The organism is Microbispora sp. ATCC PTA-5024 (genome assembly GCF_000511135.2).
GTDB classification, from domain to species: domain Bacteria; phylum Actinomycetota; class Actinomycetes; order Streptosporangiales; family Streptosporangiaceae; genus Microbispora; species Microbispora corallina.
This window is the reverse complement of the sequence record NZ_KI866526.1, coordinates 634,433-646,900: the sequence shown is the minus strand read 5'-3', so window position 1 is coordinate 646,900 and position 12,468 is coordinate 634,433. Positions and strand designations below refer to the sequence as shown.

Genomic DNA, 12,468 nt, shown 5'->3' with positions numbered 1-12,468 from the left:
CATGTGCGGACTGAGCGGGGAGATGCGCTTCGACGGGCGCGCCGCGGACATCGGAGCGGTGGGCCGGATGACCGACGCGATGCACGACCGCGGCCCGGACGGGTCGGGGCTGTGGTCGCAGGGACCGGTCGCCCTCGGCCACCGCCGGCTGAAGATCATCGACCTGAGCGACAAGGCGGCGCAGCCGATGGTGGACGGCTCGCTCGGCCTGGCCGCGGTCTTCAACGGCTGCCTGTACAACTACCGGGAGCTGCGCGAGGACCTGCGGGCGGACGGGTACCGCTTCTTCTCCGACTCCGACACCGAGGTGCTGGTCAAGGCGTTCCACCGCTGGGGCGCCGGCTGCGTGGAGCGCTTCAAGGGCATGTTCGCCTTCGCCGTCGTCGACCAGGCGACGGGCCGGCTCACCCTCGGCCGCGACCGGCTCGGCATCAAGCCCCTGTATGTCTCGGGCGACGGCGCCCGGCTGCGGTTCGCCTCGACGCTGCCCGCGCTGCTGGCCGGCGGCGGGGTGCGCACCGACATCGACCCGGTCGCCCTGCACCACTACATGACCTTCCACTCGCTGGTGCCGGCCGAGCGCACGATCCTCTCGGGGGTGCGCAGGCTGCCCCCGGCCACCGTCCGCACGGTGGAGCCCGACGGCACGACCGCCGACCACCGCTACTGGCGGCCCGAGTTCACCCGCTCGGCCCTGCCGGAGTACGCCGGGCTGGGCCCGGACGAGTGGCGGGAGGCCGTCCTCGACCGGCTGCGGGCCGCCGTGCGCCGCCGGATGGTGGCGGACGTGCCGGTCGGCGTGCTGCTGTCCGGCGGGCTCGACTCCAGCGTGATCGTGGCGCTGCTGGCCGAGCAGGGCCAGGAGGACCTGTCGACGTTCAGCATCGGGTTCCACCCGGCGGGCGGGGAGCCGGGTGACGAGTTCCGCTACTCCGACCTGGTGGCCGAGCGCTTCGGCACCGACCACCACCGCATCCTCATCGAGGACACCCGGCTGCTGTCGGGGCTGGAGGACGCGGTGCGGGCGATGAGCGAGCCGATGGTGAGCCACGACTGCGTGGCCTTCCACCTGCTGTCGGCGGAGGTGGCCAGGCACGTGAAGGTCGTCCAGTCCGGCCAGGGCGCCGACGAGGTGTTCGCGGGCTACTCGTGGTTCCCGCCGCTCGCGGGCGTGGCGCGGCAGGACGCCTTCGCGACGTACGCCGGGGAGTTCTTCGACCGGCCGCACGAGGCGCTGGCCGGGATCGTCGCGCCGGAGTACCTGATCGGCGACGACGCCAGCGGCGACTTCGTGCGCCGCCACCTCGCCGGGCCGGGGGCCGACACCGCGCTCGACGCGGTGCTGCGCCTGGAGACCGAGGTCATGCTGGTCGACGACCCGGTCAAGCGGGTGGACAACATGACCATGGCCCACGGCCTGGAGGCGCGCACGCCGTTCCTCGACCACGAACTGGTGGAGCTGGCCGCCGCCTGCCCGCCGGAGCTGAAGCTGGCCTCCGGCGGCAAGGGGGTGCTCAAGGAGGCGAGCCGCGCCCTGCTGCCCGCCGAGATCGTCGACCGGCCGAAGGGCTACTTCCCGGTGCCCGCGATCCGCCACATCGACGGGCCGTTCCTCGACCTGGTCCGCGACGCCCTCACCGCGCCGGCCGCCCGGTCCCGCGGGCTGTTCGACAAGGCGTACGTCGACGAGGTGCTGGAGTCCCCCGGCGGCCACCGGACCACGACGGGCGTCGACGTGCTGTGGCAGCTCGGCCTCCTGGAGCTGTGGCTGCAGGCGCAAGGAGTCTGATGGCGGAGATCCTCGGCGCATCCTTCTCTCCCACCGAGGACATCGGTCTCACCGCCTGGACCTGCCGGTCCCCGGCCCTCGCGCCGGACGGGAGCGCCGTGGCGTACGTCTGCGACAGGGACGGCGTGCCGCGGGTGTGGGTCCGGCCGCTGGAGGGTGACCGGGACGCGTGGCCGGTCGCCACGGGGCCGGAGCCGGTCGACGAGGTGAGCTGGTCGCCGGCGGGCGGCCGGCTCGCCGTGCGCGTCGTGCCGGGCGGCGGCGAGCACACGCAGGTCTGGACGGTCCGCCCGGACGGCGGCGACCTGCGCCCGCTGGCGACCCCATCCGGCGGCTCCGCCTGGTTCGTCCGGTGGACCGGCCGCGGCGACGTCCTGCTCGTGGCGGAGGTGTCCGCCGCCGGGCTCACCGAGGCGCTGCTGGTGGACGCCGCGACCGGCGGCCGCGAGGTGGTCGCCGCCGGGCCGCTCATGCACCCGGAGGCCGTGAGCCGCGACCACGCCCGGCTGCTGCTGCGCCGCGGCCCCCGCGGGGTCCGCCGGATGTACCTCGCCGACCTGGGCCCGGTCGGCGGCGAGCGGCCGCTGCTCCCCGCGGCGCCCGGCTCGACCGACTACGGCGTCCTGTCCCCGGACGGGACGACGGCCTACCTGCTGACCGACGCCGGGCGCGACCGCGCCGCCCTCGTGGCCGTGCGCGGCGACGGCGAGCCGGAGGTCCTGGCGGAGCGGCCGGACGCCGAGCTGGACCTGTTCGCCCTCGGCGCCGACGGCGCCCGCGCGGTGCTCGTGTGGAACGCCGGCGGCCGGTCGGAGCTCGAGGTCCTCGACACGGCGAGCCGGACGGCCCGTCCCCTGCCGCCTCCCCCGGCCGAGGTGGTGACGTCGATCAGGATCTCGCTCGACGGCACGTCGGCCGTCCTGGCGGCCGAGGGACCGGCGCAGGCCTCCCACGTGGTGCTGTGCGACCTGGAGACCGGACGGCACCAGCCGGTGGCGGGCGCCCCGCCGCTGACCGGCGCGGCGGCCGCAGAGCCGATCGCCTTCCCCGCCCGCGACGGGCTCGAACTGACCGGCTGGCTCCACCGGCCGCCGGGGGCCCGCGGGCCGGCGCCGTACGTCGTCTTCCTGCACGGCGGGCCGGAGGACCAGGAGCGGCCCACGTTCAACCCGCTCTACCAGTCCCTCCTGGCCTCTGGGATCGGGGTCTTCGCCCCCAACGTCCGGGGGTCGAGCGGCTTCGGCCGGGCCTTCCGCAGCGCCGACGACCGCGCGCTGCGGTTCCGTGCGATCGACGACGTGGCCGACTGCGCCGCGCTGCTGTCCCGGCTGGGCCTCGCCGACCCGGGCCGCCTCGGCTGCATGGGCTGGTCGTACGGCGGCTACCTCACGCTGGCCGCGCTGGTGACCCATCCCGGCCTGTTCAGGACCGGCGTGGACGTGTGCGGGATGGCCGACTTCGCGACGTTCTACGCCCGTACGGAGCCGTGGATCGCCGCGGCGGCCGTCAGCGAGTACGGCCATCCGGAGGCCGACCGCGACCTGCTGCGCGCCCTGTCCCCCCTGCACGCCTTCGACCGGCTGACCGCCCCGCTGCTCGTCGTCCACGGCGCCCGGGACACCAACGTCCCCGTGTACGAGGCCGAGCAGACGGTGGCGGCGGCCCGCCGGCACGGCGTGCCCTGCGAGCTGCTGCTGTTCGATGACGAGGGCCACGAGATCCGGCGGCCGGCGAACCGCGCCGTCTTCGTGCGCCGGGTCGCCGGCTGGCTGGCCAGGCACCTCACCTGACCGCCGCCGGGGCGGTTGATCTTTTGCCCCTCCCGCACGGCGAACCGATAGGTTACTATCGTTTCGTCAGGCACGTCCGACACCGGGTCAAACCGGGAGGTTGCGTGAGCGAGACCACGGCGCCACCGATCTACATGCGGCGGCGGGAGTTCGACCCCGATCCCGAGCTCGCCCGGCTGCGGGACGAGGGCGGGGTCACGAAGACCAAGACGTTCCTGGGCGTGGACGTCTGGGTGGTGTCGCGGTACGCCGACGTCCGCGAGGTGCTGAGCGACCCCCAGCGGTTCCCCATCGCCGGGCCGCTCGCGTTCCGAGGCCCCGCCGCGCCGCCGATGAGCGACGCCGAGCTCGCCTACCTGCGGGCCGGCAACCTGCTCTCCTGGGACCCGCCCGAGCACACCCGCCTGCGCCGGATGCTGACCGGGGAGTTCACCGTCCGCCGGATGCGGCGCCTGGAGCCGCGTATCCGCGAGATCGTCGACGACCACCTCGACGCGATGGAGCGCCAGGGCCCGCCCGCCGACCTCGTGACGTCGTTCGCGCTGCCGATCCCCTCGCTGGTCATCTGCGAGCTGCTCGGCGTGCCGTACGAGGACAGGGACGGCTTCCAGCACCGCACGAGGCGGATGCTGGACCTGTCGGTGCCGCTCGACGAGCGCCGGGCGGTCCAGCTGGAGTCCCGGGCGTACATGGAGGAGCTGGTCGCCCGGAAGCGGGCGGAGCCGGACGACGCGCTCCTCGGCATGCTGGTGCGCGAGCACGGCGACGAGCTGACCGACGCCGAGCTCAGCGGGATCGGCACCCTGCTGCTGCTCGCCGGCCACGAGACCACCTCGAACATGCTCGCCCTCGGCACGCTCGCCCTGCTGCGCAACCCCGGCCAGCTCAAGCTCATGCGCGACGAGCCGGAGCGGGTGGACGGCGCGGTGGAGGAGATGCTCCGCTGGCTCAGCATCGTGCACAGCGGCACCGCGAAGATCACCACGACCGAGGTGACGATCGGCGGGCAGCGGATCGGGCCGGGCGAGGTCGTGGTGTGCGCGCTGCCGGCCGCCAACCGCGACCCGAGCCTGGTGAGCGACCCGGAGACCCTCGACCTGACCAGGGACGCGGCCGGCCACGTCGCCTTCGGGCACGGCGTGCACCACTGCCTGGGCGCGCCGCTCGCCCGGATGGAGATGCGGATCGCGTTCCCCGCGCTGCTGCGGCGCTTCCCCACGCTCAGGACCACCGGCGCCGATCCCGACTTCCGCTCCTTCACCATCGTCTACGGCCTGGCCGCCCTGCCCGTGGAGTGGTAGTGCGCCCCGCCGGCGGGCCGCGGACGGAGGCGCCGTGCGGCCGCGCGGACGCGCGGCGCAACTCCGACCGCATCGTGCGGGCGGCGATCGAGGCGTTCGAGGACGCCGGGATCGCCGTCCCGCTGGAGGAGATCGCGCGGCGCGCCGGGGTGGGAATTGCCACGGTCTACCGCCGGTTCGGCGACCGGGACGGCCTCGTCCGCACGGCCTTCCAGACGTACTTCGCCGAGGAGGTCGAGCCGCTCGCCCTCGCCGCGCCGGAGGAGCGCGACCCGTTCCGCGGCCTGGTCCGGGCGCTGACGGCCGCCGTCGACACGCTGGCCGCGCACCGCGTGCTGCTCGCGGCCGCCAAGGAGTCGGGCGCGCTGAGCGTGGACATCGCCGAGCGGTTCATGGGTCCTCTCGGCGAGGTGCTGGCGGCCGCGCAACGCGCCGGTCAGGTGCGCGGCGACCTCGTCGTGCGCGACCTGGCCGCCATCGTCGTGATGGCGCTGGCCACCGCGCGGGGCGGCGACCCGGGCCGGGACGACCGGCGCCGCTACCTCGCGCTGCTGCTCGCCGGCACCCGTCCCTCCGCCGAGCCGCTGCCCCGCCTCACCCGGCCGCTCGCCGTGGACCCGGCACCGGGGCGCGCATAGCCCGTCAGGCGAGGCGGGTGACCTCGACGCTCACCTCCTGGTGGCCGGTGGGCGGTCCCTGGTACACGCCCTTGATCGGCGGCACGTCGGCGTAGTCGCGGCCCCGGCCCACCACGACGTACGCCTCGCCCGCCCTCGTCCTGTTGGTGGGGTCGAGGGGGTTCCACTCGCCCGTCCAGTACTCGACCCACGCGTGGCTCTGCCCGACCACCGGCTCGCCGACGGCCGCGTCCCGCTGCGGATGGAGGTAGCCCGACACGTACCGGGCGGGGATGCCGGCCGCCCGCAGCAGCGCCACCGTGAGGTGGGCCATGTCCTGGCAGACGCCCTTGCCGTGCTCCCAGGCCTCCTGCGCGCTCGTGCTCACCCCGGTCGACCCCGGGACGTACGCGACCTCCTCGTTGACGCCCCACGCGATGGCCTCGGCCGCCTCGTGCGGGTCGCGTCCGGCCGCCCGCTCCCGCGCCCCGCGCGCCAGCTCCTCTGAGATCGTCGTGTACGGCGTGTGCCGCCGCATCTCCGCCACCGGCCCGTCGACCGTGCGCAGCTCGTCCCAGCCGAGCGGAGGGGCGAGGGGCGGCGGCGGGGACGTCTCCACCCGGCTGACCGCCTCGATCGTGAGCGACCCGTGCGGCTTCGGCACGTCGAAGACGCTCACCAGCGTCCCCCAGTGGTCCGTGTACGACCAGACGGGCGTGGCGGGCCGGACGAGGAGCCGCCGGTCCAGGGTGGTCTGGAAGCGGTCGTCGAGCGGGGACATCCGCACCTCGTTGAACGACGCCGCGGCCGACCCGTCGTAGTCGAAGCGGGTGACATGGACGATCTTCACACGCCAGCCCACGAGGAGCCTCCTCTCACCCAGCCGGCGGGGGCGGTGTGCTGGAAGAACCGGTCGGTGATCGCCAGCGTGGCGGCCTCGCCCGCCTCCTGGAGCGCGGCCAGCAGCCCGGGCAGCTCCTCCGGCAGCGAGGCGGTGTCGGCGTACTCCAGCGTCATCCGCACCCGGCCGATCGCGGCGCGCGCGGCGTCGGCCATCCCCGCCCGGCCGTGGTGGGGGGCCAGCTCCGCGAGACACTGCTCGGCCGTGGCCAGCGCGTGCGTGACCGACCGGGGGAACAGGCGGTCCAGCAGCAGGAACTCCAGCACCTTGCTCCGGTCGCCCCGGTGGGTCCGGGTGAACGACTCGTCGGCCCCGCACGCCTCCAGCAGCAGCCGCCACGTCGGGGAGGCCGGCGAGGGCGGCCCGGAGACGGACGCGTGGTAGACGGCCAGCAGCCGCGAGGTCATGTCGGCCCGCTCCAGGCTGCGGCCGAGCACGATGAACCGCCAGCCGTCGTCCCTGCTCATCGTCCCGTCGGCCAGGCCGAAGAACATCGCCGACCGCTCCCGGACGTACCGCAGATAGTGGTGCGGGCCCAGCCGCTCGGCCCCGGCGCGCATCGCGGGCAGCTCGTTCCACGTGACGTTGAGGCACTCCCACGTCTCGCTGGAGATGATCTCCCGCACACCCCGCGCGTTCTCCCTGGCCGCGCGGACGCAGCCGGAGATCGAGCCCGGGTCGGCGGCGTCGTACGCCAGGCGCCCGACCATGGTCTCGGCCGTCTGCGGCCCGGCGCCCTTGTGGCCGAGGATCGCGAACACGGCCGTGCCGTCCTCCTCGCCCGCCAGCGCCCGCCGCAGCGCCACGTCGAGCAGGCGGGCGATGTCGTCGGCCCGCTCGACGTACCGGCCGATCCAGTACAACGTCTCGGCGATCCGGCTGAGCAGTTCCCTCGTCATCGCGGCCTCCCCGTCGCTGCCCGCCTGCTGCTTCGCGTCACTGCTGCTCGGCGTCCCAGGCCGCGCTGCGGCTCGGCTCCCAGTGCGCCGGCGGCGCGGCCCCGGCGAGCGCGGGGGCGGGCCCGGGCCGGGCCGGGCCGTCGGGCAGCACCCAGGTGTCCTTCGACCCGCCGCCCTGGCTGGAGTTGACCACCAGCTCGCCCTCGGGCAGGGCGACGCGGGTGAGCCCGCCGGGCAGCAGCCACACGTCGTCCCCGTCGTTCACGGCGAACGGCCGCAGGTCGATGTGGCGGGGCCGCGGCCGGTCGCCGATGAGGCTGGGCGAGGTCGACAGCGCCACCGGCCGCTGCGCCACCCATCCCCGCGGGTCGGACCGCACCGCCTCGGCCAGCGAGGCCAGCGTCTCCTCCGGCGCCCGGGGGCCGATCACGATGCCCTTGCCGCCGGCGCCGTCCACCGGCTTCAGCACGAGCGCGCCGAGGTTGCCCAGCGCCCACTCCAGCGTGTCGGGGTCCTCCAGCCGGTACGACTCCACGTTGGCGATCAGGGGCTCCTCGCCCAGGTAGTACTTCATGAGGTCGGGGACGTAGGTGTAGACGAGCTTGTCGTCGGCCACGCCGTTGCCGACCGCGTTGGCGATCGTCACGTTGCCCGAGCGGGCCGAGTTGAGCAGGCCCGGGCAGCCGAGCGTGGAGTCCCAGCGGAAGTGCAGCGGGTCGAGGTACTCGTCGTCCACTCTCCGGTAGATGACGTGGACGGGCCGCTTGCCGTGCGTGGTGACCATGTAGACGCGGTTGTTCTCGCAGACCAGGTCGCGGCCCTCGACCAGTTCCACACCCATCAGGCGGGCCAGCAGGGCATGCTCGAAGTACGCGGCGTTGTAGACGCCGGGCGTGAGGACGACCACGGTCGGGTCGGTCACGTGGTCGGGGGCGGCCTTGCGCAGGGCGGCGAGCAGCCGGCCCGGGTACTCGTCCACCGGCCGCACCCGCTGCTCGGCGAACAGCGCGGGCAGCGTCCGGCTCATCGCCAGCCGGTTCTCCAATACGTAGCTCACCCCGCTCGGGGTGCGGACGTTGTCCTCCAGCACCCGGAAGTCGCCGTTCTCGTCCCGGATGATGTCGATGCCGGCGATGTGCACGCGCACCCGCGCCGGGATGCCGTCCGCCGCCCGGTGGAAGTGGGGCGAGGAGTGCAGCAGCCGCCAGGGCACCACGCCGTCGTGGAAGACCTGCCGCGTTCCGTACACGTCGTCGAGGAACGCCTCCAGTGTGCGCACGCGCTGCCGCACGGCCCTGGCGATCAGGTCCCATTCGGCCGCGTCGAGCACGCGCGGGATGAGGTCGAGGGGGAACGGGCGCTCCTCGCCGGCGTAGTCGAAGGTCACGCCCCTGTCGGTGAACACCCGGGCGAGCTGGTCGGCCCGGTAGCGCAGCTCGTCGGCCCCGAGGGGTTGCAGGGCGGCGAACAGGCCCTGGTAGGCGGGGCGGGGCACACCCGGCCTCTCGAACATCTCGTCCCACGCGTCGGCCAGGGCATATGAATCGAATATGTCGGCCATGTACGGAGCGTAGGAACCATATGTTTCGGGCGATGCGGAGCTTTGTATCAAGTCCGTGGCCCGGGTCTCCGCTTTCCCCCACTGATTGACGTTTGTTGGGTTGGTAGTCAAACTAATCGGGCGATCGACTGAGGCTCCCCGTTCTCCTGACGACCGGAAGGCCGAGATGAAGCCCAAGGCGCTGGCCGCCCTGCTCGCGGCGTCGCTCCTGCTCCTGTCCCTTGGAGGAGGGGCGAGGGCGGACGCCGCCCCCGAGGTCACCTACGACCACTACTCCTTGAAGATCGACGGGCGGCGGGTGCTCGTCCAGTCCGCCGAGGTCCACTACTTCCGCCTGCCGAGCCCGGATCTGTGGCGCGATGTCCTGGAGAAGCTCAAGGCCGGGGGCTTCAACGCGATCTCGGTGTACTTCGACTGGGCCTACCACTCCCCCAAGCCCGGCGTGTACGACTTCACGGGCGTCCGGGACGTGGACCGGTTCCTCCGCACGGCGGAGCGGGCCGGGCTGTACGTCATCGCCCGCCCGGGGCCGTACATCAACGCGGAGACCACCGGCGGCGGCTTCCCGGCGTGGCTGAAGAACGTCCCCGGCCGGGCCCGCTCGAGCGCGCCCGGCTACACCGAGGCCTACCGCGACTGGCTCCACCACATCGACCCGATCATCGCGCGGCACCAGGTCGGCCACGGCGGATCGGTGATCCTCTACAACGCGGAGAACGAGTACGCCGTCGGCACCGACGCCGCGTACATGCAGGACATCCAGGACCAGGCCCGCGCGGACGGCATCGACGTGCCGATCACGACGAACGACTGCTGCGACGCGGCAAGCTGGAGTTCGACCTGGGCCACCGGGCCCGGGGCCGTCCAGATCCCCGGCGTGGACGACTATCCGCAGTCCTTCGACTGCGCCAACGCGGAGACGACCTGGGGCCCCTGGGGCGAGGGCGTCACCGAGCGGCTGCGCGACGACAGCCCGGTCTTCGCCGCGGAGTACCAGGGCGGCGCGATCGACTCCGGCGGCGCCGGCTACGACAGGTGCCGCGAGCTCACCGGGCCCGCGTTCATGAAGTTCTTCCACAAGTCGAACCTCCTCGTCAGCGGCGCGACGCTGTTCAACTACTACATGGGGTACGGCGGCACCAACTGGGGCTGGCTGGCCCAGCCCAACGACGTCTACAGCTCCTACGACTACGGCGCGGCCATCACGGAGGCGCGTCAGCTCACCCCCAAGTACGACGAGTTCAAGCGGCAGGGCTACTTCCTGCAGGCCGTCGCCCCGCTCACGATGACCGACCCGGCCACGGCCCCGGTCACGGACGACGCCGCGGTACAGGCGTCGGCGCGGGCCAACCCCGAGACGCACACCCAGTTCGCGCTGGTGCGGCACGCCGACCGCGCCGCCACGGCCACCGACACGGCGACGCTGACCTGGACGCTGCCCGACGGGACCTACTCCCTGCCGGTCCAGGTGGCGGGCCACGACGCCCATGTGCTGGTCGGGGGCTACGACCTCGGCGGCCAGCGCCTGGCCGCGTCCAGCTCCGAGATCCTGACGCACGCGTACGTCGGCGGGCGCGACGTCGCCGTCCTGTACGGGACCGAGGGCTCCCCGGGCGCCACGATCCTGCGCTACGCCTCCCGCCCGCAGGTCCGCGTCCTGTACGGCGACGCCCGCTCCTCCTACTCGCCTGGCGGCGACCTGCGCCTGGAGTACACGCACAGCGGCCTGGCCCGGGTGCTGGTCTCGGGCGGCGGGCGGCGCCCGCTGCTGCTCCTGCTCGGCACCGACGCGACCGCCGCGCAGTTCTGGCGCGCCGACTCCGCCGCCGGGCCGGTGCTGGTCCGCGGCACCTCGCTCGTCCGCTCCGCCGAGGTGAGCGGCGGCACGGTGCGGCTGGCCGCGGACACCGCGAAGGCCGGCGAGGTCGAGGTGTTCGGCCCAGCCGGCGCCGCCCGGCTCGTCGTCGGCGGGGCCGGCGTCCCGGTGAGCCGCACCCCGAGCGGATCCCTGCTCGGGCGGGTCCCCGGCCCCCGCGATGTCCGCCTGCCCGCGCTCGGCGGGTGGCGTGCCCACGCCGAGTCGCCGGAGGCGGCCCCCGGCTTCGACGACTCGGCGTGGAAGGCGGCCGACAAGACCACGACCGAGAGCCCGCTCAAGCCCGCGGCCCCGCCCGTCCTGTACGCCGACGACTACGGGTTCCACTACGGCGACGTGTGGTACCGGGGGCGCTTCACGGCGACCGGCGCCGAGACCGGCGTGTCGCTCAACGCGATCACCGGCAAGCGGGGGAACTACCTGGTGTGGCTGAACGGCCGCTATCTCGGCGCGGCCGCCGGAGGCGTGGAGGCCGACGCCGACGGCCCCAACCCGGCGCCCGGCCCGGGGCACTTCGCCGTCCCCTCCGGCCTGCTGAAGCCCGGGCAGACCGCCACGCTCGCCGTGCTCGTGCAGAACATGGGCCACAACGACGACTGGACCGCCGACGACAACCGGTTCAAGCAGCCCCGTGGGCTCGTCGCCGCCTCGGTCGACGGGTCCACCGCCCCGATCTCGTGGAAAATCCAGGGCGCCGAGGGCGGCGAGGACCTGACGGACGTCGCCCGGGGCCCGCTCAACACGGGCGGCCTGTACGGCGAGCGCACCGGGTGGCACCTGCCCGGCTACCCCGACCGCTCCTGGCCCGCGGTCGGCTCCCCGGCGGAGCGGCCGCTCGCGCCGGGGGTGACGTGGTACCGCACCGGCTTCCGGCTCGACCTGCCCAAGGGCCAGGACACGCCGGCCGGGCTCCGCTTCGGCGGCGACGTCCCTCGGGCGTACCGGGTGGTGATCTACCTCAACGGCTGGAACATCGGGCAGTACGGCGGCGACATCGGCCCGCAGAAGGAGTTCCCCTTGCCCGCGGGGCTCCTGCGCGAGCACGGCGACAACACGCTCGCCCTCGCCGTCACCGCCAAGGAGCAGACCGGGGCCGGGCCCGGCCCGGTGAGCCTGTTCGCCTACTCCACCGTGAGGGGAGGGGTTCCGGTGTCCGACGTCCCAGCGCCGGGCTACGACCCGCGACGCTGACCCGCACGGTCAGCGGTAGGCGTAGCAGTAGTTCGACTTGCCCTTGAACCGGTGGAAGGCCTGGGGGTCGTGGTAACGCCAGCGGCACCCGGCGTCCAGGCGGCTCTGCGTCAGGTACATGGTGTCGCCCTTCCGCTTGACGCAGTAGGCCCCGGGCGCCGGCGACTCCCGGTACTCGACCCACTCCCAGCCGAGCGAGACGCAGTAGGCCGTGAAGTGGCCCGGCCCGAGCTCCACCAGGCGCCGGGCCGGTGACGGCGTGGGAGTCCCAGGCCGGGAGGTCGTCCGTACGGCGTGGGCGGGGGCGGTCGTGGGCGGCCTGTGCGCGGTGGGCCCGGCCGCCGTCGGCCCGCCTCCCGCCGGCTCCGTCCTCGGGGGCGCGGGGGCCGAGGTGGCCGGGACCGGCGTGAGGTCCCCTCCCGGTGACGGCGACGGTGTGAGGGGCGGCGAGTCCGGCGTCGCGGCGGTGAGCGTGCCGCCGGTCGCGGTCGCCGTGCCGTCCGCCGCCCTGCCGTCCGCCGCTGCGTGTGCGGTGCCGGCGGC

General features: G+C 74.2%; 8 protein-coding genes and 1 pseudogene. 5 read left to right on the top strand and 4 right to left on the bottom strand.

The window, feature by feature from the left end; translation table 11 throughout:
• Position 1 precedes the first annotated feature (1 nt).
• The 4 genes from MPTA5024_RS33640 (at position 2) to MPTA5024_RS33625 (ending at position 5,518) form a co-directional block, all read left to right on the top strand.
• Complete coding sequence (locus tag MPTA5024_RS33640) at positions 2 to 1,789, top strand: N-acetylglutaminylglutamine amidotransferase (RefSeq protein WP_036331777.1); 1,788 nt, start codon at positions 2 to 4, stop codon at positions 1,787 to 1,789.
• Entirely contained in the window at positions 1,789 to 3,579 is a 1,791-nt protein-coding gene (locus MPTA5024_RS33635) for a S9 family peptidase (protein WP_036331776.1), read from the top strand. Before MPTA5024_RS33640 ends, MPTA5024_RS33635 begins: the two co-directional genes overlap by 1 nt.
• Positions 3,580 to 3,683: 104 nt before the next feature.
• Positions 3,684 to 4,880 carry a cytochrome P450 gene (locus MPTA5024_RS33630; RefSeq protein WP_036331775.1) on the top strand — a complete coding sequence of 399 codons (1,197 nt, stop codon included), beginning with the start codon at positions 3,684 to 3,686 and terminating at the stop codon, positions 4,878 to 4,880.
• Positions 4,880 to 5,518 (top strand): TetR/AcrR family transcriptional regulator, encoded by a 639-nt coding sequence (locus tag MPTA5024_RS33625; RefSeq protein WP_051458974.1) that lies wholly within the window; start codon positions 4,880 to 4,882, stop codon positions 5,516 to 5,518. The genes MPTA5024_RS33630 and MPTA5024_RS33625 overlap by 1 nt, the downstream gene beginning before the upstream one ends.
• Before the next feature lie 4 nt (positions 5,519 to 5,522).
• Here MPTA5024_RS33625 and MPTA5024_RS33620 read toward each other — a convergent pair whose 3' ends face one another.
• The 3 genes from MPTA5024_RS33620 to MPTA5024_RS33610 are packed head-to-tail and all read right to left on the bottom strand — an operon-like array spanning position 5,523 to position 8,858.
• Positions 5,523 to 6,359 carry a transglutaminase family protein gene (locus MPTA5024_RS33620; RefSeq protein ID WP_036331774.1) on the bottom strand — a complete coding sequence of 279 codons (837 nt, stop codon included), beginning with the start codon at positions 6,357 to 6,359 and terminating at the stop codon, positions 5,523 to 5,525.
• Positions 6,344 to 7,297 carry an alpha-E domain-containing protein gene (locus MPTA5024_RS33615; protein WP_036331773.1) on the bottom strand — a complete coding sequence of 318 codons (954 nt, stop codon included), beginning with the start codon at positions 7,295 to 7,297 and terminating at the stop codon, positions 6,344 to 6,346. Before MPTA5024_RS33615 ends, MPTA5024_RS33620 begins: the two co-directional genes overlap by 16 nt.
• Before the next feature lie 37 nt (positions 7,298 to 7,334).
• On the bottom strand, positions 7,335 to 8,858 hold the full coding sequence (locus MPTA5024_RS33610; RefSeq protein ID WP_051458973.1) for a circularly permuted type 2 ATP-grasp protein: 1,524 nt from the start codon (positions 8,856 to 8,858) through the stop codon (positions 7,335 to 7,337).
• Positions 8,859 to 9,024: 166 nt separating this feature from the next.
• Here MPTA5024_RS33610 and MPTA5024_RS33605 point away from each other — a divergent pair, with 166 nt between their 5' ends.
• Complete coding sequence (locus MPTA5024_RS33605; RefSeq protein ID WP_036331771.1) at positions 9,025 to 11,925, top strand: beta-galactosidase; 2,901 nt, start codon at positions 9,025 to 9,027, stop codon at positions 11,923 to 11,925.
• Between the two features lie 9 nt (positions 11,926 to 11,934).
• On the opposite strand, the pseudogene MPTA5024_RS42940 reads toward MPTA5024_RS33605, so the two are convergent.
• Positions 11,935 to 12,468 (bottom strand): annotated as a pseudogene (locus tag MPTA5024_RS42940) (hypothetical protein); the annotation flags it as partial.

Excerpts from the sequence above, each read along its gene's own strand:
- MPTA5024_RS33640 (WP_036331777.1), top strand. The coding sequence starts at position 2 with ATGTGCGGACTGAGCGGGGAGATGCGCTTCGACGGGCGCGCCGCGGAC.
- MPTA5024_RS33635 (WP_036331776.1), top strand. The coding sequence starts at position 1,789 with ATGGCGGAGATCCTCGGCGCATCCTTCTCTCCCACCGAGGACATCGGT.
- MPTA5024_RS33615 (WP_036331773.1), bottom strand. The coding sequence starts at position 7,297 with ATGACGAGGGAACTGCTCAGCCGGATCGCCGAGACGTTGTACTGGATC.
- MPTA5024_RS33610 (WP_051458973.1), bottom strand. The coding sequence starts at position 8,858 with ATGGCCGACATATTCGATTCATATGCCCTGGCCGACGCGTGGGACGAG.
- MPTA5024_RS33605 (WP_036331771.1), top strand. The coding sequence starts at position 9,025 with ATGAAGCCCAAGGCGCTGGCCGCCCTGCTCGCGGCGTCGCTCCTGCTC.